Origin of the sequence: Marinobacter sp. F4216, assembly GCF_019931195.1 — a bacterium.
Classification (GTDB): Bacteria; Pseudomonadota; Gammaproteobacteria; order Pseudomonadales; family Oleiphilaceae; genus Marinobacter; species Marinobacter suaedae.
Map to the genome: position 1 here is coordinate 720,786 of NZ_JAIOUO010000002.1, position 24,715 is coordinate 745,500.

The following is a 24,715-nucleotide window of genomic DNA, read 5'->3' on the forward strand; positions in this document are numbered from 1 at the left end:
CTCCAACTTTTCTGATCGTGACAGTTTTGACCGTGGTCGGATAGGTTTTGAATGGGAATCAGCCCCGATCTCCTCGTTTTTCCAGCAGTCGTTCTGCGGCAGACGTCATGCCCGCTTTTCGATAGGCCTCAGCAAGGTGCTTGGTGATTTCCTCGGAATCCGGCTCCAGTTCATAGGCTTTCTCCAGGATCGAAATACTCTTCTGGTGGTTACCGGTTTGCAAAAGAATCCACCCGTAGGTATCTGCCACCGCGCCGCTTTTCGGGTTTAGATTATAGGCTCTTCGGGCCAGTTCGAGGGCCCGTGTATCGCCCTGCTTCTGATAGATCCAGGCGAGATTATTCAATATCACGGTATTGTTAGGCTCGGATTCCAGCAAGCGTTCGTAGTTGTCTCGAGCGGCGGTGTCTTCACCTGCAGACTGCTGGAGCAAGGCCAGATTCAAGCGCAATTGTTTGCTCGACGGATGGGAGCGAATCTCTTCCTCGAGGTACAAGAGGGCCTCTTCATCGTCTCCGGACAGCTGCAGATTTCGGACATAACCTGATACCAGGGCGACGCTGGACTTCAGGTTTAGAGCTTCCTTATAGAGTTCTGCCGCGCGCTGGTAGTGGGCTTTCTTCTCAAGGTATGTTGCTTCCGCGATCAATGGGGCAGCAGAGTTTGGGTAATCTGCTCGGGCCTTCTGAAGAATGGCTCTTGCCGCTTCCTCGTCATTCCTGGTGAAAGCCGCCTTTGCAGCCAGAATCGCAATGGATTCTCTGCCCGGGAACAGGATCTGTGCTCGTTGCAGGAGTGAATCTGACTGATCTTGCTGTCCATTGTCTGACAGTGTGGCAATTACCCTGCTGTATACGTCTTCAACCAGAGGAGCGTTGGGTGATGGCGTCACCTCGTCCTCTCGTTCAAGCAGAGTGGCTGTGAGATCGTCAGCGCGGGTTGAATCTTCTTCAAGCAGGGCAATTTCGAGCAGCAAAAGTTTCGGGCCAAGGGCATCGGGGTGCTTGGCGACTATCGATTGCATGAAGACTTTGGAATCTTTCATGCTCTGTGAGGCAATCAGACCCTGAATCGCTGGAGCACTGTTGGGGGACACTTTGACAGCTTTCTGAAACTCGCGTTTGGCTTCCTCCCGTTCCCCTTGCATGAGGGCAAGACGCCCAAGTGCGATTAAGGGTCCTACCGACTTGGGCGATTGTGACTGGGCTTTGGTGAAGTATTCTTCTGCCTTGTGTGGCTGGTTTTGAACAATGGCGAGATTCCCGCGCGCCAACAAAGCGTGCATGTTTTTTGGCTCTTCGTTTACCCACGCATCGGCAGTCGAAACAGCGGATGCGGTATCGCCGGCTCTGAGATGAATCTGTATTTCAAGGTTCCGGGTCTCATGGGAGTCCGGGCTCCTGGAGCGGGCAACGTTTACCTGGGACAGGGCCTTCGCGTAATCTCCTCGCTGACTAAGGTAGGTGGCGTATCTCAGTCTCAGGTCATGGTTGTCTGGATTCAGTGCCAGCGCATCCTCCATCAGGGGCTCGCCGTTTTCCCAGTCGCCGTTTTCAAGTGCTGCTATGGCTACCATTGCAAGCATTTCCGGGTCAGACTCGTTCGTGTCAATCTGCGCGAGGGTCGACTGCGCACCTTGGGCGTCCCCCATCTGGAGTAATGAGGCCGCGAGCATTTTGTTTGCAAGGGGAGAGCCGCCTTTCTGAACAATCGGGGCGAGTAATTCCTGTGCATCTCGTGAGCGACCTTGTTTAAAGCGAATCAGCGCGAGCATCAGATTGCTCTGTTGGTGATCAGGGGCCTGGGCCAAAATGTCGCTAAGGTAGCGCTCGGCTTCGGTGAGGTTGCCCGATTCCACCGCCTCGCTGGCAGCAAGAAGATTGCTTTTGACTCGGCCAAGTGGGGATTTGGCCAGAATTTCTTCGTAAACGTAGGCCTCCGAAAACTTGCTCTGAGCCCTGAGCACGTGAATCAGCGCTGTCATAGTGGCGTATTTTTTTGCCGTCATAATGTCGTACTGGCCAATCTCATCCAGGGCGCGAACATAGGCCTCTTCTGCGCTCTCCCAGTGTTCATCCAGGTGAGCAAGTTGTGCTTTCCATAGCCAGAGTTCGCCATTGTCCATGTCAATTTCATTGGCGTGGGAAACGAACGAACGGGCCGTTTTGGGGTCACCGGAGGCCATTGCGGCTTTGGAAAGGCCGATAAGGGCCTTGATGGAACCTGGGTCCATTGTCAGCGCTTTGTGATAGGTTTCCTTTGCTGTCTCCAGGTCTCCAGCGGTCAAGTGGGCTTCAGCCTGCAGGAGCTCAACCTTCAGTTCGGTTGGGTGGTCAGCGGAGGAGATGCTTTTCAGTGCGGCAAGCGCTTCCTTAAATTTCGCCTGCTTCAGGTAGGCTTCGGCGAGGATCAGGGTCGCCCGATTGTTCACCGTTGGCCCGACGGCTTTCTTGGAAATCCGCTGCAGGAGCTGTTGGACCTGACGCTCAGCACTGACAGCATCGCCGGCCGTTAACAGATTATCGATAATAAGGAAGTAAGGCTCTGTTTGCCCCGGTTGCATTTCAATGGCGCTTCGGGCTTCCTGGGTGCTCGCTTTCAGCTCACCCTGGCGTTGATAAAAACGAGCCTGATCCAGATGACTCAAGTACCGGATCTCTTGTTGGCTCATTTCCTTTTCGTCGCTTCCACACCCCGTTAATAAGAAAGCTAATGCCAGAGCGCATAGAGCAGAGCGTAATGCCGCTAACCAATTCATAACGCGATTCCTTCCTGCTTGCTTCCCTGATCCCTTGATGTTGCCTGGAAGCGCTTTCCTGTTTTAGGTGCCCGAGGTTTCCGGTGAGGTGTTGATACGATATTTGTCTGTCAGGTTATAGAGTGTTGGCCGGGTGACGCCGAGCAATCGCGAGGTTTGTGCAATATTGAAATTACAGGCCCGCAAGGCCTGAACAATGGCTTGGCGTTCAGCGGTTTCTCGGACCTGTCTGAGGTTTAGCTGTATCTGGTCACTGGTTTGGCCATTCACCAACTCCAGATCTTCGGCCGTTACTCGCTTGCCATCTGCCATGATGGTGGCCCGTTTCACCTTGTTAATCATTTCACGGACATTTCCGGGCCAGCCATAACCATTAATGGCATTGGCTGCTTCCTCAGAGAATGCGAGGTTGGGACGATCCATCTGTTTTCCCAAGGACTTGAGAAGGGACTGCGCAATAACAAGTGCATCGCCGTCGCGCTCACGAACAGGGGGGACGTCGAGGGTGATTTCACTGATACGGTAATAGAGATCTTCACGAAAATCTCCTGCTTCGATCAGTGCCCGCACATCCCGGTGCGTCGCACAGACGACCCGGACATCAACCGGGATCGGTTGTACCGAACCTACCCGGTCTACCATTCGCTCCTGAAGGAAGCGCAGAAGCTTTGCCTGCAACGCCATTGGCATGTCACCAATTTCGTCCAGAAAGAGGGTGCCGCCATTGGCACTCTCAATCTTTCCTTTCTTGGTGTGGGTTGCGCCTGTAAATGAGCCTTTCTCAAAACCAAACAGTTCACTTTCGAGCAGGTTTTCGGGAATGGCCGCACAGTTGATGGCGGCGAAAGGCTTGTCAGCCCGATGGCTGAGGTCATGAATTGCCCGCGCAAGAAGCTCCTTACCTGTGCCGGTTTCACCCGTAATCAGGGTGGTGACATCCGTCGGGGCAACTTTTTCCAGAGTTCTGCAGATCCCCAGCATCTGTGGGCTTGCGGCCACAATGCCTTTTACGTTGGTTCCACTGCGCTGAATCGCCAGATATTCGTTTTCTCGTTCGAGCTCAGCCAGGCGGAAAGCACGGTTTACAACGAACGAAAGAATGTCTGCATCAAGTGGTTTCTGGTAGAAATCACAGGCGCCCATGCCGATAGCCTTGACGGCGTTTTCCTTGTCTTCCCGGCCAGTAACCACGATAACTTTGGTGCCCGGTGAAAGGCGGAGAATTTCTTCCAGAAGGCTGAAGCCTTCTGTAGCTCCGCCGGGATCGGGTGGGAGCCCGAGATCCAGGGTCACGACATCCGGCTCGGCGCGGCGCAGAGCGGTCAGGGCGGATTCCCGATCTGAGGCTACGGTGACCTCCAGATCGTCACTGAAACACCACCGCATCTGGCTTTGCAGGCCAGGGTCATCCTCTACGATTAAAAGTCGTCTAGTCACAACAGCAACAATTCCCTTGTTTGATTGCTTTCTTTTCTTCTGGAACTCACTGTTCCAACACCGCCATCATGATTGATTCTCGACCGAACAATGTCTCATTGCAACGTTCCTGTACGGCGTTTGTGCAGAAAAGCCGGTCAATTTGCTTTTGGCTCGCCCTGTCGTGTCGCCAAACTATCGTCAGGGCCTTCCGCTGGTTCGCGGCCTGGAGCCTCGGCGAGAGGAATCCTGATGGAAAAACAGGAGCCAACACCAGGCTTGCTGGTAACATCAATGCTTCCGCCCAGCCCCTGGATATATTCCCGCGCCTGAAATGCGCCAATCCCCATGCCTGTCAGCCCTTTGGTGCTGTCGAACGGTTTAAATAACTGAGAGTTGATGAACTGTTCAGTCATACCGCACCCGGTGTCCTGGATAAAAAGGACCGCATTTCCGGTCGCGATCTTGATGGTAAGAGTGACTTCTCCGTCGGGCGGCGTGGCATCTTTGGCGTTTTGGATCAGGTGTCCCAGCACGCTCCGAAGTTGCTCTTCGTTAGCGTTGACGAGGGCGTCGGGCTGGCTTCCCTCCAGTCGGGGGACGGGTTTCTGGTGTCCGTAATGCTCGACCAGTTCCTTCGTGAGGATCGTGAGATTGAGGATCTCAGTTTCAGCCTTGGTATCTTCAGAGGGGCGACGAATATGATCGACCAGACGAGACATCTTTTTCACTGCGTGATCAGTGGTTTGGATCATATCGTCGATGAAGGCGGGATTATCACGATGTCGCGGCGCGTTCTTGACCAGCAATGACAGCTGGGCGATGACCGTTTTCAGATCGTGAACCATGAAAGCCGACGCCTTGCTGACTGCTTCGAACTGCATCGCACGGGACAATCGGTTCTGGGCGTCTTCCTGTGCCAGCAGGTTACACGTCTGACGCGCGACCACTTTCACCAGGTCAAAGTTTTCCCAGTTCAGCTCCACCTTGGCATAAGATCTTCCTACCAGTGTTATTCCGTAAAGTTCGTTGCCCAGAAACATGGGTATGAGCAGCCACGCATCGTCCATCTGGGCGATTGCGTCGGGAATTTCAATAAGGTCATAACGGACCGGATCTGCCCGGTACTCGTTGAGATCGATGATCCATTCACGCCGTTTGAAGAACTGGGGGAGATCCGAATCCGCATCAATCATTGTGTACCTGGGAGAAGGCTGGTTGACTGATGTCTTCAGCACGAAAGTGCCCTGGTCATTTTTAAGCCAGATAGCGCCAGAGTTACTTTCCACCAAACCTGCAAGAATGCGTGTGACTCGTTCGGGCAAGGGCGGGTCGTCGCTCAGGTTCGCCAGCTCCCGGGTCATCTTTAACCACTCCTCCCGATAGTCGTATTTGTAGTCAAAGAAGTTACGACTGATGACCACCATGAGCCTTGAGCGTATCCGTCTTGAGAGAATCAGGGTCGCCAGAAAGACCAGTGCACCGGTAAAAAACAGGACCTGTAAAGCATCGCCAACATTGCCCCCAAGAATGCGCACGTAATAGCCGCCAACCGCCAGACAGAGCAGATAGGTGCCGGCGAAGATGAGGGTGCTTCCATGAAAAACAGCAGATCGGGAGAGCTGGAAGTCGACGGGCTGCTTTCGGGTGTTGATCACATTGATGGCGAACAGGGGTACCAGCAATGCGTTGACGAACCCTCTGGCGTTCCAGAAGGATTCGTCAACTTGCCCGAATAGCAGGGCGTCGGCATACATGAAGAAATCAAAGGCGAAGAGTGTTGCGGTGCCAATGCACAGGTATTTGATGCTTGAGCGGCCAAAACCGGGTGAATTTCGCCAGATCTGTTCCACCAGCGATAACCCGAGCAGAGCCAGGGCGATCTGGCCGAGAACCCGGGCTTTGCCAGTGAGCAAGGATTCGTTGAGCGCAAACTCAAAGATTGCCAGCCCCAACAGCAGACACAATAAAGCGGCGGCGGACACGCCGAGTATCCGTTTGAATTGGCCGGTTAATTCGCGATGACGGGATGCATTGCGGAGCATGGCGAAGAGCAGGCCAATCCATGCGCCATACCGCAGCAACTCAAGCAGGTAACGAGTGAAGAAACCCGGAACGCTGAACAGGCTCTGGGAAACCAGTACGCCGGCCCAGAGAGCGGTTACGGTAGCTGAAAGAAAAAGCGCGCGGTCGACCCCTCGTCGCAGGTATCGCACTGCGACCAGGCCCATCAACAACGCATAGGTCAGGGCAGCTGCCGCATAACTGATCACGCTAAAATCACTTAGCATTCATCGCATCCTGCGTTACCGGGCTCACTGCGCTGTCGGGCAGCGAGCCTCATACGGGTTCTTTGTTATCCCGGTAAAACCGGAAAATTTCCTTGAGCGGTCGCTTCGGTTTGAAGTTGAACTCTTTTGCAAAGGCCCTGCCGTCGATAACCACAGGATACTTGAAAAAGGCCATCAGATAAGACGGAAAACGTCTGAGTTTCAGGGCCCTGAGAATGACTGTCGGAATAATAGGGGGTACGGAAGGGATAGGTATTCGCCGGCAGCCAGCCAGCTTGAGAGCGTGCTGACAGGCCACCCAATCCTCCGGAGCGACGTTGAAGATCCCTCGGGTTGGCTTCTGATAGGTTTTTACGATGGCGTCTGCCATGTCGTCGATGTGAATGAACTGCATCATCGGGGAAAAACCGGCCAGAACTGGCGCGTTTTGCCCGGCCAGCAGCGTGCTGATGGAGTTGCGGACACCCGGGCCAACTATGTTGCAGGGCCTCAGAATCGTGATGTTGAGGTCCGGATAGCGCCACAGGTAGATGTTGGCGAGGTTCTCCAGTTCTACGGAGTCGATCAGGTCTGCACTCAGCCCCGCGCTTTTCAGGGGGGCTGATTCGTCAATCAGGGCAGGGTTGTAGGCAACGGCACCGTACACGTGGTATGTCGACAGCACCACCACCCTGTGAACGCCATATTTGTGGCTGAGGTCCAGCAATTTCTGGGTGCCAAGGACGTTTGCATTATAGCGGCGCATCCGGGTCAGCTCACTTGACTGGATGCGTCCGAGGTGAATAACGCCGTCGAATTCATAGCGCCGAAACAGGTCTTCGAAAACGCGCTTGTTGAAGTCGATGCAGTAGCTTGGGATGTCATCACCAAGGTACACCTGTTCGCGGAAATCAATGGCAACCAGGTCGCAGTCTTCCTTTAAGCGGCTGATCACCTGCTGAGCCAGTGCGCCTGCGGCGCCAGTCACGAGAATGTGGGGTCTGCGATGTTTTCCCATCAGAAAAGCCTTGTCCGTTCACTCAGTCCTTTGTCGATCAGGCGGTTGATCTCTGCTTTCACCGCTTCAACCCGCTCAGTAACCTGTTCCTCCGGGATCTCCCGGTCATCAAAATACATGGGGGGACCAAAATTCAGGTGCACCTTGGCGGGCAAAACCATGGGCAGGGCAACGGGCACATACGGAACGCCAAGGGCCTTGGCCAGGGGCTTGATGTTGGCGATGGCGGGAATGGTTTCCTCACAGCCCACAACGCCCACGGGTACAATCGGTGCCTTGTATTTCATGGCGAGGTGCATGAAACCATTACCGAATCGCTTCAGCTCGTATCGATCATGGTAGAGCTTGCCGGAACCGCGGATCCCTTCAGGAAACACGATCACGGCTTCGTTGTTGGCCAGCATTTTCGCGCAGTTAACCGGGTCGCCCAGAACGGCCCCGACTTCGTTCAAAAGATTGCCAAGCCACGGAACCGTAGGAAAAAAGCGTTCGATCATGGCGCGCGGGATGCGAGGATTTTCCTTGCGAGAGGCGAGGGCATAGCCAATCAGAAGACCATCAATGGGTAATTGTCCGCTGTGATTGGCAATGATCAGAACAGGTCCTTCCGATGGGATCTGCTCTACTCCGTAGGCCTGCACCCTGAAATAGCGTTCGTAAATGGGTTTGAGCAGGCCAAAGCCGTATTTTATGGCCTCGTTATTGTAGCCCCAGGGATCGTAACCGAGGCTGCCGATTGGTTTTTGGATGCGGTTGACGTGCTCCTCCAGTGCAGGAGAGACGAGCTTCGATTTGATCAACGATGTCAGGCCCATGCCGACTCCCTGTTACCTGCAAAATCCGTTACATGCGGCCGATCAGTACACCCACGGTGTGGCTTTGGCCTTCATTCAGTACCCGGTAGTCACCGCCGGCATTGGCGGTTTCAATGCAAAGCATATTCTTCCATGCCGAGTTTGAAAAATCCGATAACCGGGCTGCTTTCTCCGGGCCGGGGTTCCAGACGACCGTGGAATCGCTGCCGACGCTTCTCAGCCGTCTGCTGCCGCCGGGTGTCACGATGGTCAGTGGTTCGCCGCTCTCGTAGATTCGATCTGTTTCTCCGTCGAAATAGACCGCGCCTTCCTGGTTCCGGTATTCCCAGTGATCAAGCGTGTCGATGTAATTGCTGTTGCCCAGTCCCAGAACCCGTGTTCTGTTGATGTCGGCGGTGGGGAAATAGCTGTGCAGGGCCTGGCTGAATGCCAGAGGCTCCAGGTCCAGGTTGGTTGTGGTCAGCGCGATCTGGCAACCACGTACCGAAAAATTGAAGGTGATCAGGGCCACCGCATGACCCGTCCAGTACGGCTCAAAATCTTCCGTCGCATCCAGGGAAAGGCTGATCTCTACCTCATGGGCGTTTTCACGAACATCTTCGAGCTTCCAGAGTGCGGTTCGAGCGAAGCCGTGAGCGCTGTCGGCCAATATGCGTTTTCGGACCTCTGGTGCATTGCGTTTGGGGTCTCCAAACCAGGGCCAGCAAACTGGAATGCCGCCCCGAATGGCACGACCAGGCTCGTAGCGTGCAGTATTGCTCAGCCAGAGCCAGTCCGCATCATCCTGAGGGGTGAACTGAGTCAGGTGGGCTCCCTGCAGGAAGAGTGTTGCCCTGAATAGAGGGTGGCGAACCTCCAGGGCTTCCAGTTGCCCAATTGTGTTCCATCTCGTGAAGGACCATTGGCCCGGCGACAGCGAGAGGGGCGGCCGGTTACTGCTCTCAGACATGGTTCTTATCGGTTTGCAGGAGGTTAAGCGTACATGCGTATAAAGAGAGTAAATTAATTCTCCCGCTGCCGCGAGAACTATGCCTAAAATATGAAAATTTTTTTGTGGGGTGCCAGATGGTTGAGGACGTTGTGAAGGTAATTGACGCCCGTACGGTTGGCCTCGGATCGTCATTGAATGCTTCGTCGGTGGGTTTGGGACTTTCGGCATCTGACCTTGTTGCGGGGATGGATGAGGCGAGAGAAACTTGTCTGAACCATTTGGCAGACGGGCTGAGTGAGCATGGCTGGATGACCTTCGATGCGTCCTCGTTCCTTGGGCCCCGGTTACTTCAGGCGCTCGCGGCCGAAGTGATGCTGCTCGAAAGTACGGATGCCATGAAGAAAGCAGGAGTAGGCCGGGGGTCGGATCATGTACAGGATCGTTCGATCCGGAGGGACAGGATCGCGTGGCTTCAGGGCATTACGTCTCCCCAGGCAGCTTTGTTCGAAAACTTTGAGCGCATCCGTGAGGGGTTGAACCAAAGGCTTTTTCTGGGGCTCAAGCGGTTTGAGTGTCATTACGCGACCTATCGTCCGGGAGACTTCTACCGCAAGCACCTGGACAGCTTTCGCGGGCGCGCTTCACGTGTCGTGAGTCTGGTGTTGTATCTCAATGAGGATTGGCAGCCGGAGGATGGTGGCGAGCTGTGCATTTTTAATCGTGACAGCGAACATGAAATGTGCGGCCTGGTGCTGCCGGAAGCCGGACGTATGGCGGTTTTTCTCAGCGAAGAGATTCCCCACGAGGTACTGCCAGCGAACCGAACGCGGTTTAGTCTTGCCTGCTGGTTCCGGCAGGACGAAGTCCCGTTGCCGCTCTGAATGGGTGCCCTTTTCGTGCCGGGTTAATAAATGCCGTTGTAGTCGCCCATGCCATTTGCTAATATGCGCGCCGCTTTCGGGGAACATTTCCCGAGCCCGTTATGGTGGCCCCATTGGTGCCTCCGCAACATGAAACCGTGAACCCGGTCAGGCCCGGAAGGGAGCAGCCGCAGCGGTGGAATTGTGTGCCGGAGTGTCGCTGATGGGGGCACCCCCAAATATCCTCCCGTTTGTTTCATTCCCAATAACTTACCGCTAGCTTAAGCGTGCTTCAGTCCGTTAGTTCAGGTGTGCTTCCGTGACACTCGGTACAGCGTCGCGCTTGCTTCTTCTCGAAGGCTGTCCGTGCTATGGTTAAGCCCCGTTTTTGACTGCAGTTGGCGGAACATGAGCTACCAGGTACTTGCCCGAAAATGGCGCCCTCGCACCTTCCAGGACATGGTGGGCCAAGAACATGTGCTTCAAGCACTGATTCACGCATTGGAAAGCCAGAGATTGCACCATGCCTATCTGTTTACCGGTACCCGCGGTGTGGGGAAAACAACCATCGGCCGGCTGCTGGCGCGGTGCCTGAACTGTGAAACTGGTATAACCGCCAACCCCTGCGGCGAGTGTTCCAGCTGTCTTGAGATTCAGGACGGTCGGTTTGTTGATCTGATCGAAATCGATGCGGCATCTCGAACCGGCGTAGACGACATGCGGGAACTGACGGACAACGTCCAGTACGCTCCGACCCGCGGGCGCTATAAGGTGTACCTTATTGACGAGGTGCACATGCTGACCAACCAGTCTTTCAACGCCTTCCTGAAGACGCTGGAGGAGCCACCTGAACACGTGAAGTTCCTGCTGGCCACAACAGATCCCCAAAAGCTTCCGGTTACCATTCTATCCCGCTGTCTGCAGTTCAATCTGAAACGCATGACGCCAGAGCACATTGCCGGGCATCTCCAGCATGTACTGACCGAAGAGCAGATTCCGTTTGAGGAACCGGCACTTTGGCTGCTGGCCCGTGCGGCGGATGGCAGTATGCGCGATGCACTGAGCCTGACCGACCAGGCCATTGCCTTTGGTAACCAGAACCTGGCGGCCAGTGATGTCAGCAACATGCTGGGAACCATTGATCAGCGCGACATCGAGCGCCTGGTCAGCACACTGGTCGAACGCGATGGGCCGGGGCTGCTCACGGAAATCAATCGGATTTCGGATTTTGCTCCGGACTACGGTGTGATTCTGGCCGACCTCTTGGCGTTGTTCCATCGGGTCACCATGGAACAGGTGGTGCCCGGTAGCGCCGATAATGCACTTGGCGACGCCCGGCAGGTTCAGGCGCTGGCCAAGAAACTGAGTGCCGAAGACGCCCAGCTTTTCTATCAGGTGGCGCTGGCGGGCAGGAAAGACCTGTCGATCACTCCCGATGCCCGAATGGGCTTTGAAATGACGTTGTTGCGGATGCTGGCATTCCGCCCAGGCACTGAACGGCGCGAACCTCCCAAAATGAGTTCATCCGCCCCGGCCGCCAGCTCGGAGACCAAGGAAGAGCCCGAACCTGCGGGTACTGCGGCATCCGCTCCCGCTGAGACCAGTCTGGAAAAAACATCGGTGGAGGCGGAGACCGCCCCTCAGTCAACAGCGCCAAGTGAACAAGCGAATGACGTAGCCGAAGAGCCAGCTAACCGCGAGCCGGCTGCGCAAGAGGTTTTGGCCGATGGGCCGGAACAGGCTGCTGTTTCCGATGAGTCAGCGGATTCCAGTGCTGCTGGGTCTGGAGAAGCCATCCCTCCGGCAGAGCAAATGGCATCTGACGATACCGGTGATGACGCCTGGCTGGCGAGCCTGGATGCGCAGGCGGAGGCGGGTGCCGGGGATGTCGATTCGTTCGATGATGTGACGCCACATCCAGAGGAATCCACCAGCCAGCCGACCAGCGCGCTGGCAAGCGAGTCTGTGGAACCGGGTGACGGGCTGGGTGCTAACCCGGTCCCGGAACAGGCCACCGAGATTCACAGTGAAGCAACTGACGTTGAGCTGCCCACAGAACCAGAAGGGCAGTTTGTCTGGGAGCGGGACTTCCGTTCGCTGGCAATCGTTGGTATGCCCGGGAATCTGGGCAGTCAGTGTTCGATGAGCTGGGATGGTCAGGCAGTCGTATTGACCATCGACGAGGGACACTTCCGCCTTCTGAACGAACGGCATGAGGAAAAGATCCTCGCGGGCTTGAGAAAACGGTTCGGTGACGCCATTGAATTGCGCGTAGAGGTTGGTGAACCGGGGCCCCACACGCCGGCTGCCTTTGAGGAGCGACAGAGGGTCGCGCGCCAGCAGGCGGCAGAACAAGCCATCCGACAGGATCCGGCGGTACAGGCCATCGTTGAACGATTCGAAGGGCGGGTAGTCGAAGACACTATCCGGCCGACTCAGATTAAGTAGGAGACAGGTGATGATGAATAATATGGGCGACCTGATGAAGAAAGCCCAGAAGATGCAGGAAGAAATGCAGAAAGCCCAGGAAGAAATCGCCAAGGCGGAAGTGACCGGCGAAGCAGGGGCCGGGCTGGTTAAGGTCACCATGAACGGGCGCCATGATGTTCGAAAGGTTGATATCGATTCCTCATTGCTCAGCGAAGACAAGGAAATCCTGGAGGACCTGCTGGCGGCAGCGGTTAACGATGCGGTGCGTCGCGTTGAGGCCAACCAGAAAGAAAAAATGTCAGGCATGATGTCCGGGATGGGGATGCCGCCCGGTTTCAAGATGCCGTTCTGATCCGGGATCAGGTTCATACGAAATTTGAGGAGTCTTCATGGCATTCAGCCCGTTGGTTGATGAACTCGTCGAATCGCTTCGGTGTCTGCCCGGCGTAGGTCAGAAAACGGCTCAGCGCATGGCCTTCCATTTGCTGGAACGTGGACGGTCCGGCGGTGTCCGTCTCGCAGATGCGCTGGGTAAGGCAATGGATGGCGTCCGCCGATGCGACAGCTGTCAGAATTTTTCGGACACCGAGACCTGTGGCATCTGCGAAAACCCGGGGCGGCGCACCGGGACGCTCTGTGTGGTGGAAAGTCCTTCGGATTTGCTGGCTATTGAACAGTCCGGCGACTACCGGGGTGGGTATTTTGTACTGATGGGGCACTTGTCCCCGATCGACGGAATCGGGCCGGCGGAAATCGGCGTGGAGCGCCTGATTGATCGGGTCGTGCAGGAAGACATCACGGAAGTGATTCTGGCAACCAATCCGACCGTTGAAGGCGAAGCCACGGCCCATTACATTGCGGACCGGCTGGACGGCCGGGAGGTTCTGATTACTCGTCTTGCACACGGTATTCCTGTCGGAGGCGAGCTCGGTTACGTCGATGGCTTCACGCTGACCCATGCCTTCCGGGGCCGCAAACCACTCTCCGAATAGCCCTCCAGGAAATTTTATGGCAACTACCGCTGCGGCCGTTGAAGTCCCTCCGGCACCAGAAACCATTGTTTGGCTAGAAACTCCGGAAGCGCTGAATCAGTGGCTCGATCGGGTGTCCGGCCTCCCTCTGGTATTGGACACCGAGTTCGAGCGGGTGAACACGTTTCATCCGATCCCGGGCCTTGTACAGCTGGGAGCCGGTAGCGAGTTTTTCCTCGTTGATCCCGGGATCGCCGAGCAGTCGGATCGGTTCCGGTCTGTCCTTGGTGATCCGGGTGTGATCAAGCTGCTCTACGCCATGAGCGAGGACCTGGAGCTGTTTCGCCACTGGCTGGATCTTGAGCCCCGCGGCGTCATTGACCTCCAGATCGGTGCCGCGCTGGCCGGGGCCGGCTTTTCCGTGGGCTATGCCAGACTGGTGGAAGAGTTATTCGGCGAAACGCTCGATAAAACGGCCACACGCTCAGACTGGCTTAAGCGTCCTCTCTCAGAGGCCCAGCAGCGCTATGCGGTGGAGGATATCCGGTTTCTGGAGCCGCTTTACCGGTGGGTCATTCCCCGGTTGCGTGAGCGGGGCCTGGAGCAGGCAATGATCGAGGAATCGGCGCGATTCGCACAGGAGCAGAGCGGCCAGGAAAACCCGGAGCAGCATTATCTCAAGTTGCGTGCGGGCTGGACTCTGAAACCCACGCAACAATTAGCGCTAAGGGAATTGGTTCTCTGGCGGGAACAGCAGTGCCGGAAACTTGATCGGCCCCGCAACCGCGTGCTGGCCGATCCAATATTAATTGCCATAGCCGAGCGAATGCCGGACACAGCTCGGGCGTTGTCTGGTATTGATGGATTGCCACCGGTGGTGGTACGCAAATACGGTGAGCTTTTGGTGTCGCTGGTGAATCAGGCCCGGGAATCCGGTGACGCATCAACGTTGAAACGAATCGCACCGCCCCTGACCCGGGATGAGCAGGGTGTATTAAAGGAAATCAAAAAACGTTTCAGGAAATCTGCCGAGGTGTCGGGCGTCCCCATTGAGCTTCTGGCTCCGAGAAAACGACTGGAAAAAGTAATTCAGGATCGTTCCGTCAGGGATCAGGCATTTTTCCAGGGCTGGCGGTCGAAAGTGCTGGAGCCCGTCAGGACAGAGATTGAGGAACTACTTAGATCATGAGTGAAAAAGTGTTTGTGTCTGTTTTTCGAAGCAGCAAAAAAGACGATACCTTCATTTTTGTCCGACGCGGGCAGGACTGGGAAGAGCTGCCGGATGCCTTGAAGGACATCTTTGGCCAGCCGGTCCATTCGATGGATCTGGTGCTGACACCCGAGCGCAAACTGGCCCGTACCACAGGCAAGCAGGTGCTGAAAGCGCTTGAAGACAGAGGATTTTACCTCCAGATGCCTGAGGAGCAGGATAGCTACGTGGTTGAATTCCGGAAGAAACTGGAGCGCCACAAGCAATGATTGCGGAGATTCCATTCTGGCAGAGGAAGCGTCTCGACGAGATGAGTCCCGCCGAGTGGGAGTCGCTGTGCGACGGCTGCGGAAAGTGCTGTCTCCAGAAGCTGGAGGATGAGGACACCGGCGATGTTTACCATACGGACCTGGTTTGCCGGTTCATGGATGAAGCGACGTGCCAATGCACCGTATACTCGCAGCGTTTGCAGAAAGAACCCGGTTGTACGGTGTTAACACCGGAAACCGTGGGTGATTATCACTGGTTGCCCTACACCTGTGCCTACCGGACCCTGGCTGATGGGCGCCCGCTGGCAGACTGGCACCCGCTGAGAAGCGGTGACCCCAACTCGGTTCACGAGGCGGGCGTGTCGGTTCGTTCCAAGGTAATACCCTACGACCAGGTTCCAGAGGAAGACTGGGAAGAACATATAATTCACTGGGTTTTGTAATGATCGATACTGACGCACAACTTGCCTATGGCATTTTTTGGGCGGCCTATGCCGTCGCTTTCGTCATTTTCTTTTACATGATGAAAAAACTGTTTCGCATACTTCCTCTCTACGGTTTGCAGACGTTACTGCTGGCCACCCTGGTGGCGTTGTTGCTCACCCCCGTTGAATCCAAGGAACTGGCCGGTTGGTGGATTCCCGCCTGGCTGCACGGTGGTTACGAGATGATTCTGGGCAATAGTGACGAAGCCGGGCGGGCTCTGTTCAACCTGTCGATTGCCGGTCTCATCATGGCACTGGTCTGGATACTGGATCTCGTCCGTTACCGGTTGACCACCCGTTAATTGTCGGTTGCTACGGTCAGTCTCCCCAGCGAAACAGACGCTGCACCCGAGGATGAACCTTAGCAAGCGAAGCTCGTAGATACTGATACAGATTCTGAGCGAGCTGAAAAAGGTGTTTGTCCTTTAATGTTCTGTTTTGTATCGAATTTGACGACGTTCGAGAAGTGGCGACCGATCAAACAGGCAACCACACAGATTCCGAATCAACCGAGACAGAAAAAAGTAACTGACAGGAACCTGACCCATGAAGTTTACCGGTACCGAAAAATACGTTGCCACCGATGACCTGCAAATGGCCGTGAACGCAGCCATATCGCTCCAACGGCCCCTTCTGATCAAGGGCGAGCCTGGAACCGGGAAAACCTTGCTGGCGGAGGAAATGGCCGCCGCGTTGGGAATGAAGCTGATTCCCTGGCACATCAAGTCCACAACCAAGGCGCAGCAGGGGCTTTACGAATACGATGCCGTTTCACGGCTGCGGGATTCCCAGTTGGGTGACGAAAAAGTCAACGACATCCGCAACTACATCGTGAAGGGCAAGCTATGGGAGGCCTTTGAGGCGGATGAGCAAGTTGTCCTTTTGATCGATGAGATCGATAAGGCCGATATCGAATTCCCTAACGATCTATTGCTGGAACTCGATCGGATGGAGTTCTTTGTTTACGAAACCCAGGAATTCGTCAAAGCCAGACAGCGTCCGATTGTGGTGATTACCAGCAACAACGAGAAGGAACTGCCCGACGCGTTTCTGCGTCGCTGTTTCTTTCACTACATCAGCTTCCCGGACCACGACACCATGCAGGATATTGTCGATGTCCATTTCCCGGGGCTGCAGCAGGAAATCGTTCGCGATGCTCTGGAAGTGTTTTTCGACGTTCGGAAGGTGCCTGGACTGAAGAAAAAGCCGTCCACATCCGAACTCATTGATTGGCTGAAACTGCTGATGGCCGACGAGTTGTCCGCAAAGTTGCTGCAGGAAAAGGACTCAAGTACGGCGCTACCGCCTCTCTACGGGGCTTTGGTGAAAAACGAACAGGACGTACACCTGCTGCAGAAACTGGCATTTATGGCTCGTCGCCGCGGCTGACACTCAGCAAGAGTCTTGCGTTATGTTGATTGATTTTTTTCTCGAGGTCCGGCGGGCAAAGGTGCCTGCCAGTCTGCGCGAATTCCTAGATCTGCTGGAGGCGCTTCGAAATCGACTGGCGTTTGCCGATATGGAGGAGTTTTATTACCTCTCCCGGCTTTGCCTGGTCAAGGATGAGCGCCACTTCGATAAGTTCGATCGGGCGTTCAAAGCCTACTTTGAGGGCATCGAAAATCTCGACGATCTCATGGAGCAGCTGATCCCCGATGATTGGCTGCGGGCAGAGTTTGAAAAGCACCTGTCAGAGGAAGACAAGGCCAAAATTGATTCTCTGGGCGGGCTTGAGGAACTGATCGAAACCTTCAAGAAACGCATGGAAGAGCAAAATGAACGCCACGCCGGTGGTAACAAGTGGATAGGGACGGGCGGCACGTCTCCGTTTGGTGCCAACGGCTATAACCCCGAGGGCTTCCGCATCGGCCAGAAGAACGGTCGTCACGGCCGGGCCGTGAAAGTGTGGGAAAAGCGCGCGTTCAAGGATCTGGATGACAGCCTGACGCTGGGCATTCGTAACGTCAAGGTGGCGTTACGACGGTTGCGAAAGTTCGCTCGTCAGGGGGCGGCGGACCAGCTCGACATGGACGATACCATTCGCTCGACGGCGCGAAACGCGGGTTATCTGGATCTGAAAATGGTTCCGGAGCGGCACAATGCGGTGAAAGTGCTGATCTTTTTTGATGTCGGCGGTTCCATGGATCCGCATATCCGGGTTTGTGAAGAGCTGTTTTCCGCTGCCCGTCTCGAGTTCAAGCACATGGAGTATTTTTACTTCCATAACTTTATCTACGAGAGCGTCTGGACGAACAACATTCGCCGGATGAATGAAGCCACCAGCACCTGGGATATCCTCCACAAGTACTCGCCGGACTATAAGGTGATCTTTGTGGGGGACGCCACCATGGCGCCCTATGAGATATCCCATCCGGGAGGCTCGATCGAACACTGGAATGAAGAGTCCGGAGCCACCTGGTTCCAGCGAGTGCACGATCATTTCAGGAAGGTGGTCTGGCTGAACCCGCTCCCCGAGAGTTACTGGGGAACTGGTGGCTCCCTGGGAATGACTCGTCAGTTAGTGAATGACCAGATGTATCCGCTCACTATCGAGGGCCTGGAAGGGGCAATGAGGCAGTTGAGTAAATAGAGCGGTGGAGGCAAGGCTTCGACTTCTCGATGGTAAAAAAGCCCCCCGGAGGGCCGGAGGGCTTTTGGCGTTTAGAATACTGCTTATTTGCTAATGCGTCTTGAAATTCCAAGACCAAGAATGCCTAAACCGAGTAACGCTAAAGTAGCGGGTTCCGGGACAGGTATCGGCTCAATATTCGCTTTAAGCTTCGAGGTTTTCCACCAGAAATCGTTGTGCAGCAGATCTTTTCCGTCATAGGAAGACAGTGCAGTCACAGTAACTGCCAACAACCCCGAAGTGTTCAGGCTATCTATTCCACCTGAGCCGACTTCAAGCCAGCGGATGTCAAAGCCGTATGCGTGTGTTCCATCCACTTCCCAAATGCCACTGAGTCCATCCCCAGAGATTTCAGCGAAATCCTTGTAGTAGTCGCCCGACGAGTACCCATCAGAGAAACCCAAAACAAGCTTGGCCGACGTCACCCTATAAGAGTCCGGTACACCATAGTCTGTCAGATCATGAGTAATGGTTTTGGATTCTCCACTTTCCAGGAAGACATACGGATTATTTTGATCATAAACAAGAAGAGCTGAGGCAGTGTTAGCCAACAGTAATGCCAGTATTGCAGCAAATACTTTCGTTAATTCCCTCATTGTTGTTGTGTCCTGTGCTTTAGGTGTATTTGTGAATACAGCCACACCGCTCCGTAAGCATTAATCAGGCCCACTCACCAGATTTTGAAGAAATATAAAAGCTAAGGTCTTCTATCGATTAGATGGTTTTTGAGACATGTAAAGTTTGTCGGCTCTTTAGCTGTCGTTTTGTTGGTTTTAGACTCGGAGGTTTAGTTCAAGAGTCTCAAACAGCCTGACCTGATAAAAAAAGCCGATGCGGTTGAGGGCATCGGCAAAGCTCGGCATTTCAAACGGGATTGCCTGAAAAAGTAATCCCGCGGTTTCTGATCCAGCAATTACAAGGCCATTGGTAAAAAGATATTTATAATCAGAGAAGTAAGCGCCATATCTCGGCGATCCTCGAACCGTTCCGTCTCTTTATCGAAAAACCTGTCAAATTGATCGACACTTCCTGACGTTTTTGGGTCTGGAGATTCTTATTTGGTGATCTGGATACCGTTATTGGTGTTTACCAAGTGTTACGCTCCCTCTCGAACAGTTACATAAGAATAAAGACCTTCACCAGGAAGGCAGGGGGTAGACAGAGACATGTTCGGTGCTCAAAAGGATCGGAAAGCCGTCAAAACCCGCAGGCTAACCGCAGTAGTCCTTTTATTCGCAGTTTCAGCGTGTGTTACCTCTCTCAGCCGGGCATCGGAACTGGACTCCAGGATAGAGGCGCTCAAGAGCCAGGTTCATGAGCACAGCGCCAATGTGTTTGCCCTGCAGCAAAGTATTCTTCATCCCGCCAACACCAGACTGGCAGTCTTTTTGACACTCGGGGCCGGGGATACGCTGGAGTTAGACTCCGTTGAGCTCTATCTCGATGGCGAGCCAGTAGCCTCGCACCTATACAGCGCCCGTGAACTGCGCTCCCTCGATAACGGCGGCGTCCAGCAACTGTTCACCGGTAACCTCTCCAGTGGCGAGCATGAATTGAAAACCGTCGTGTCCGCCCAGGCTGCGAATGACCACTTTGTCCGGCGGGAGTCCGTCTACCGGTTCACCAAACGTCCCGGCCCCTTCCGGATTCAGATGAGCCTGGATGCCCAGGCACCGGATTTCGAACCTCGTGTTGTGTTTCATGAGTGGAAATAACTGCCCATGAAGGATGTGTTTTTGAAGAAGCTCGCGCTGGTCACGTTCGGGCTTGCGATAACTGGCAGCGGATTTGCCGGTGCCAGTAAAGAACCCATGTCAGCGGAGCAGTTACGTAACGGTCTGGTGCGCTTTGCCCTCGCGAATAATGAACTTGCGCCTGTGCTGAACTCTGCCAGCCGTCTGGAAGGGCCGTCGGCAGACTTCCTTCGGGCCCAGTTGCTACTGGCAAGTGGGCGAACCGAAGATGCGATCTCCGAGCTTAAAGCCGTTATTGACGGCGATTATCACCGGGCGGATGCAGCGCTCCTTCTGGGGAAAACCCTGCTGCACTACCAGGATCCGGAGGCTCAGCAATGGCTCGAGCTGGCAGTACGAGTCGGAGGGCGTGAAACAGGTTCGGAGGCCGGCTTTTATCTGGCTGAACTGCACCGGTCAAACGGTCATTCCGAAAAAGCCGGTCAGGTGTTGGGTGGCCTGGCTGCCGGGTACTGGGCCGCTGTCGGCTATATGAACCTTGCCAGCGATTATGCTCGCGAAGATCTCAATGCTGTTCGCGCCCTGGTTTCGTTGAGAGTCGCCCTGGCCATGGCGGAGCAGGACCCTGAAGTGAGTCGTCGCAAGGTGTTGACTGGTCGGTTGCTCGTTCGTGCGGGTTATCTGGCGCTTCAGAACAACGACTACGACAAGGCGATTAGCTTCCTTGAGGGAGTGTCCCTTGACGGCGATAACAACTTGACGGCTCAGGCACTGTATTTTCATGGTTTGGCGCTGTCCAAAAAAGGCAGCAGCCGGGCGGCAATGCAGAGCTGGCACAGGGCGAAGAAGTACCCGCTGGCTTATCCGGGTGTTGCCGATTCGTGGATTGGGATGGGGCGGGGGTACGACCTTTCTGGTTATCTCGGACAATCGGGTGAGGCCTACCTGGCTGCAACTGCCGCGCTTGAAAGCGAACGCGTGACTCTTCGGAATCTGGCTGAACAGATTCGTGAAGGTGGAGCCTACAACACGCTTTTAGCGAAGGCTCGCGATACTGGCGTCGAGTGGTTCCTGGCAGACCATCGAATAAAAACCCAGCCCAGGATTGCCTATCTGCACGAGCTGTTGCAGGAGCCGGAGGCTCAGAAAGCGGTTTCAAGGGTTGCTGAACTGGACGCGGTTGGAAGTGAGCTTGAGCGGGAAGCGCGGGACCTTGATGTCTTCATCCGCAGTTTGAAGTCGCAGTTGACGACATTGTCCCGCCAAAAACCTGATGTTGTTGGCGGTTTGCTTTCCACCCAGCGATTCCTGCACAAAGAACTGTCCGCACTGTCGGCGCAGCCATTGTCTGCCATCCAGAGGGCCAGACTCGACGCCGTTGCTGAAACCCTTGCGGAAACGTCCACTGACCTCACTACCTTTGGGCGTTCTGTCCAGAATCAGCCATTGGAACTCGAGCGCTTGCTGGCCGAAGCCCGCTCGTTGAAGAGTTCTACGGAACGTCTCTACGGGCAGGTCCAGGTTCTCAGGCGCGAAGCCGACCGGCAGCTTGATGAGCTGGCGCTCGAGTTTGTGTCGGAGCAGGACCGCAGGATGGTTCTTGTACAAGATAAAGCCGAGCAACAGATTGCGCATCTCTACGAATATCTTGCCGTCAGCAAGATGGAGGGGCGCGAACCATGAAGCGTCTAGTAGCAGCTTTGCTGTGTTCCTTTGGCGTAGCGACTTTGTCATGGGCGCAGGAGGCGTTCCGTGTCGAATTGGGCGGCGAGGGAGAAACCATCGGCGACATGCGCCCGGTTTTTCTTCCCTTTGAATCACGACCGATGCCGGCTATTTCTCCGGCAGAGGTGGCGAGGCGGTACCAGAAATTGTTCCGTTCATCGGACGAGCCGGAGGTTCGTATCGATGCATTGAATCGCCTGAGCAATATCCAGACGTTATCCGGTGAAGACATCGGGTTTACACCAGAGGAAGAAACCGCGATCTATCGGGAAGCGATCGGGAGCTACGAATCGATCATCGGTCGTGGTTCCTACAGCGGTCGTCTCGATGAACTGCTCTACCAGATGGCAAAGGCCCACGCGTTAACTGGGCAGGCCGATGAGTCAATCACGCGGCTCAAGCAGTTGGCAGGGCTTTACCCGAAATCTCCCTTCGCGCCAGAGGCCAGATTCCGCGTGGCCGAATCAGCTTTTGCCAGTGGCAACTATCCGGAAGCGGAAGCCGAATACCGCGCGGTACTTGATCAGGTTTCCGGCGATTCCCCTTTGGGCTCGAAAGCCCGATTTATGATGGGTTGGAGCCAGTTCAAACAGGGCGTTTCCGCCTGGAACCGGGCGGCGGACAATTTTATTCGGGTTTTGGATGGGTTTCTGCCGGATCAGGAGAGTTTGCTGACGGTCGATAGATCCAGCGTCGATACGATCGACGATACGCTGCGAGTTCTGGCAATGATGGCCGCGCGAACCGATGGAGCAGAGCGACTCTATACCTGGCTCGACGGGGCAGAGGACCGGCACTGGACCTATGTTGTGTTCGATCGCCTCGCGGATTACTACGCAGTGCTGGGACAATACACCGAGAGTGTTGCCGCAAATCAGGCCTTTGTTGATTACTTCCCCAATCATCCGCGCAATCCAGCCTTCCTTGCCCAGGTTGCAGATGTCTGGCTGCTGGCGGACAAGCCGGCGAAGGTCAGGGCGGCAAAGGCGAATTATGTGGCGCAATTTGCTTCGCCGGACCTTTACCAAACGCTCTCCGGGGCGGAACAGGAGCGTTGGCTTCAATTCAGTCGCGAACTGGCGGATTTTCACTACCATTCCGGTTCCGGGAACCTGGCCGCAGGTAATCGGGTAAACGGCCAGCAAGACTTTTCCACCGCAGCAAGTTTCTACGAAGCACTCGCGGGAAGAACCGAGGAATCCGGAGAAGTTCTTCGTCTTGCCGGTGATGCCCGACTCCAGTCCGGACAATACAGTGCAGCGCTGATTGACTTCCAGGAATCAGCCTACACGTTCGGTGGCTATCCCGAGGCGGCGGACGCGGGCTGGGCTGCCATTGTTCTGCTGCGGGAAGGCCTGGACGGTCAACGAACTTCTCCGGGATTCCGAGCTGACATTGATGATCTTGTTCACGAAGCCGTCCGCTTTGAAGTCCACTTCTCCGGAGATGGCCGTCTGGCCGGGCTGCTGGCTGAGCTTTCCGTCCGCTGGTTTGAAAGGGGCGAACTTGAGAAGGCTATAGAGACTGCTCAAAAGGCGGTTTTGCATCCAGGGTCAAACGCTTCAGAGCGTTACGCAGCCTGGCAGGTCGTGGCCAAAGTCCGGCAACATCGTGAAGAGTTTTCGCTGGCAGAGCGAGCCTGGAATAACGTTCTGGAGCAGCTGGGCAGTGGCGAGGTCAGCCCGGCAGGTGCAACCGATGCGCGAGCTGCCCAACATCAATTGGCAACTGTTATCTATCGCCAGGGTGAAGTGGCTGCTGAGGCCGGAAATGTGGATGCGGCCGTCAAGCATTTCGAGCGCATTGAGTCGGCACTTCCGGGTTCCGAGATCGCCATCAAGGGGCGTTACGATGCAGCCAATACTCTGTTAATCGCACATCAGTACGCTGATGCCATCGATGCCTTTACCCGGTTCCGGGCTGATTTTCCTGATCATTCTCTGACGGCCGGGATTAGCGACAAACTGGTCCATGCCCACGTATCGGCCGGTGATCCGGCACAAGCCGCCGACGAGCTGCTTCTGGTTGCCAGGTCCGAATCAAATCCCTGGCCGACACGGCTCAAGGCAGCGGCGCTTTACCATGAGGGCGGTGCCATCGAGTCCAGAAACACCATTTATACGGGGTACCTTGGAACAAGTCCGGTGGTAGAAAGTGCCGACCACCATGTTCTGCAGCAAACCATGCGACAGCGCCTTATAGCGTCCGGGGATGACCCGCTGAAGCTGCAGGAGGCGATTGTTGCCAGCGAACTTGACAGCCAATGGCACTCCGAGGAGACGCTGGCCTGGGCGGCGCGCAGCGCCCTTATTCTTGGCGCAAAGGCCGCAGCGACATTCACCGGAATCCGACTCACGCATCCCTTGGCAGATTCGCTGGACAGAAAGCAGGTTGCGCTCGAAAGCGCGCGCCAACGTTTTCTTGAAGCAGAGAAGTTCGGGGATGAGGTGGTTCGCTCTGAGTCCCTGTACCGCCGTGCCGAGCTTTACCGGGGGTTGGCACAGGATCTGATGGCGTCTTCGGTCCCGGATGATCTGAACGAAATGGAAGCGATGCAATATCAGATGCTGCTTGAGGAAGAAGCCTATCCCTTCGAGGAAAAAGCGATCCGATTGCATTCAGACAATCACCAGCGCATCGCGTCGATCGGTTTCAACGCGTGGATAGGTAGGAGCCTGGATGCACTGGCAAAGATGAATCCGGGGCGATATGACCGGACCGTGCGCTGGATGAGTTGGGCAATGGAGGTGAATGATGGCGCCTGACAGCAAGTGGTTCTGGATTGGAACGGCCTGTGTTCTGCTGACGCTCATGGCCGGGTGCGGGGGCCCCGGGGTAAAGGTACCCCAGGAACCAGCGAAGCCGGAACTGGCAGCGCAGTTCGCCAACGAGGGGAAGCAGGCCTTTGATCAGGGGCGTAAACAGGCTGCGGAAATTGCCTGGCAGAAGGCTGTGAGCCTGAACCCCGCTGACGCCGCAGTGGTCAATAATCTTGCCCTGCTCAAAAAGGAAAACAAGAACTTCAGGGAAGCGGTCACTCTCCTTGAAACCGGTATTCAGTATTCACCGGATGTTGCCGAGTTGCACTACAACCTGGGCGTGATAGCGGAGCTTTACCTTCTGGATCTTGAGAAAGCCCTGATCCATTACCAGCGGTATCGGGAACTGGCGGGTCAGGACGATCAGCGGGTGGCTGGCTGGATTGCGGATCTGGAACGGAGATTAGACTAAGTG

At 55.3% G+C, this 24,715-nt stretch carries 21 protein-coding genes and 1 other RNA gene; 15 read left to right on the forward strand and 7 right to left on the reverse strand.

Translation table 11 applies throughout. The features are described 5' to 3' along the window. Positions 1-58: 58 nt before the first annotated feature. The 6 genes from K8I84_RS03795 to K8I84_RS03820 all read right to left on the reverse strand — a co-directional run bounded on the left by K8I84_RS03795 (position 59) and on the right by K8I84_RS03820 (position 9,226). Positions 59-2,671, reverse strand: coding sequence for a tetratricopeptide repeat protein (locus K8I84_RS03795; protein ID WP_223793380.1), 2,613 nt, complete (start codon positions 2,669-2,671; stop codon positions 59-61). Between the two features lie 150 nt (positions 2,672-2,821). Continuing rightward, on the reverse strand, positions 2,822-4,195 hold the full coding sequence (gene prsR, locus K8I84_RS03800) for a PEP-CTERM-box response regulator transcription factor (RefSeq protein WP_223793381.1): 1,374 nt from the start codon (positions 4,193-4,195) through the stop codon (positions 2,822-2,824). A gap of 137 nt (positions 4,196-4,332) precedes the next feature. Next, complete coding sequence (gene prsK, locus K8I84_RS03805; protein ID WP_223793382.1) at positions 4,333-6,465, reverse strand: XrtA/PEP-CTERM system histidine kinase PrsK; 2,133 nt, start codon at positions 6,463-6,465, stop codon at positions 4,333-4,335. 49 nt (positions 6,466-6,514) lie between these two features. Then, complete coding sequence (locus tag K8I84_RS03810; RefSeq protein ID WP_223793383.1) at positions 6,515-7,462, reverse strand: SDR family oxidoreductase; 948 nt, start codon at positions 7,460-7,462, stop codon at positions 6,515-6,517. Beyond that, positions 7,462-8,277: a lysophospholipid acyltransferase family protein gene (locus K8I84_RS03815; RefSeq protein WP_223793384.1), complete on the reverse strand. Its 816-nt coding sequence runs from the start codon at positions 8,275-8,277 to the stop codon at positions 7,462-7,464. The genes K8I84_RS03810 and K8I84_RS03815 overlap by 1 nt, the downstream gene beginning before the upstream one ends. A 28-nt stretch (positions 8,278-8,305) precedes the next feature. Beyond that, positions 8,306-9,226, reverse strand: coding sequence for a D-hexose-6-phosphate mutarotase (locus tag K8I84_RS03820; RefSeq protein WP_223793385.1), 921 nt, complete (start codon positions 9,224-9,226; stop codon positions 8,306-8,308). Between the two features lie 227 nt (positions 9,227-9,453). Here K8I84_RS03820 and K8I84_RS03825 point away from each other — a divergent pair, with 227 nt between their 5' ends. The 11 genes from K8I84_RS03825 (at position 9,454) to K8I84_RS03875 (ending at position 18,023) form a co-directional block, all read left to right on the forward strand. Continuing rightward, complete coding sequence (locus tag K8I84_RS03825) at positions 9,454-10,089, forward strand: 2OG-Fe(II) oxygenase (RefSeq protein WP_223793725.1); 636 nt, start codon at positions 9,454-9,456, stop codon at positions 10,087-10,089. A 111-nt stretch (positions 10,090-10,200) separates the two neighbouring features. After that, positions 10,201-10,297: signal recognition particle sRNA small type (gene ffs / locus K8I84_RS03830), an RNA gene on the forward strand. Between the two features lie 179 nt (positions 10,298-10,476). Continuing rightward, a complete protein-coding gene (gene dnaX / locus K8I84_RS03835; RefSeq protein WP_223793386.1) occupies positions 10,477-12,516 on the forward strand; it encodes a DNA polymerase III subunit gamma/tau in 2,040 nt (679 codons plus the stop codon). A 10-nt stretch (positions 12,517-12,526) separates the two neighbouring features. Further along, a complete protein-coding gene (locus K8I84_RS03840; RefSeq protein ID WP_223793387.1) occupies positions 12,527-12,850 on the forward strand; it encodes a YbaB/EbfC family nucleoid-associated protein in 324 nt (107 codons plus the stop codon). A 37-nt stretch (positions 12,851-12,887) separates the two neighbouring features. Beyond that, complete coding sequence (gene recR, locus K8I84_RS03845; protein ID WP_223793388.1) at positions 12,888-13,490, forward strand: recombination mediator RecR; 603 nt, start codon at positions 12,888-12,890, stop codon at positions 13,488-13,490. A 16-nt stretch (positions 13,491-13,506) separates the two neighbouring features. Further along, positions 13,507-14,658 carry a ribonuclease D gene (locus K8I84_RS03850; RefSeq protein WP_223793389.1) on the forward strand — a complete coding sequence of 384 codons (1,152 nt, stop codon included), beginning with the start codon at positions 13,507-13,509 and terminating at the stop codon, positions 14,656-14,658. Then, a complete protein-coding gene (locus K8I84_RS03855) occupies positions 14,655-14,948 on the forward strand; it encodes a YcgL domain-containing protein (protein WP_223793390.1) in 294 nt (97 codons plus the stop codon). The genes K8I84_RS03850 and K8I84_RS03855 overlap by 4 nt, the downstream gene beginning before the upstream one ends. Further along, positions 14,945-15,391, forward strand: a complete 447-nt coding sequence (locus tag K8I84_RS03860) for a YcgN family cysteine cluster protein (protein ID WP_223793391.1) — start codon at positions 14,945-14,947, stop codon at positions 15,389-15,391. The genes K8I84_RS03855 and K8I84_RS03860 overlap by 4 nt, the downstream gene beginning before the upstream one ends. Beyond that, on the forward strand, positions 15,391-15,735 hold the full coding sequence (locus K8I84_RS03865; RefSeq protein ID WP_223793392.1) for a hypothetical protein: 345 nt from the start codon (positions 15,391-15,393) through the stop codon (positions 15,733-15,735). Before K8I84_RS03860 ends, K8I84_RS03865 begins: the two co-directional genes overlap by 1 nt. Positions 15,736-15,979: 244 nt before the next feature. Beyond that, positions 15,980-16,822 carry an AAA family ATPase gene (locus K8I84_RS03870; protein WP_223793393.1) on the forward strand — a complete coding sequence of 281 codons (843 nt, stop codon included), beginning with the start codon at positions 15,980-15,982 and terminating at the stop codon, positions 16,820-16,822. Between the two features lie 22 nt (positions 16,823-16,844). Further along, positions 16,845-18,023 carry a vWA domain-containing protein gene (locus K8I84_RS03875; protein ID WP_223793394.1) on the forward strand — a complete coding sequence of 393 codons (1,179 nt, stop codon included), beginning with the start codon at positions 16,845-16,847 and terminating at the stop codon, positions 18,021-18,023. 83 nt (positions 18,024-18,106) lie between these two features. Here the strand turns inward: K8I84_RS03875 and K8I84_RS03880 are convergent, their stop codons facing one another. Beyond that, positions 18,107-18,703, reverse strand: coding sequence for a PEP-CTERM sorting domain-containing protein (locus tag K8I84_RS03880; protein WP_223793395.1), 597 nt, complete (start codon positions 18,701-18,703; stop codon positions 18,107-18,109). 525 nt (positions 18,704-19,228) lie between these two features. Here K8I84_RS03880 and K8I84_RS03885 point away from each other — a divergent pair. From K8I84_RS03885 to K8I84_RS03900, 4 genes are read left to right on the forward strand one after another with little or no spacing between them, the layout of a single operon-like run. Next, positions 19,229-19,777, forward strand: a complete 549-nt coding sequence (locus K8I84_RS03885; protein ID WP_223793396.1) for an AraC family transcriptional regulator — start codon at positions 19,229-19,231, stop codon at positions 19,775-19,777. A gap of 6 nt (positions 19,778-19,783) precedes the next feature. Further along, the gene (locus tag K8I84_RS03890; protein ID WP_223793397.1) at positions 19,784-21,439 is read left to right on the forward strand and encodes a hypothetical protein; all 1,656 of its coding nucleotides are present in this window, start codon (positions 19,784-19,786) and stop codon (positions 21,437-21,439) included. Beyond that, complete coding sequence (locus K8I84_RS03895) at positions 21,436-24,246, forward strand: tetratricopeptide repeat protein (RefSeq protein ID WP_223793398.1); 2,811 nt, start codon at positions 21,436-21,438, stop codon at positions 24,244-24,246. Before K8I84_RS03890 ends, K8I84_RS03895 begins: the two co-directional genes overlap by 4 nt. Then, a complete protein-coding gene (locus K8I84_RS03900; protein ID WP_223793399.1) occupies positions 24,233-24,712 on the forward strand; it encodes a tetratricopeptide repeat protein in 480 nt (159 codons plus the stop codon). The genes K8I84_RS03895 and K8I84_RS03900 overlap by 14 nt, the downstream gene beginning before the upstream one ends. Positions 24,713-24,715: the final 3 nt, after the last annotated feature.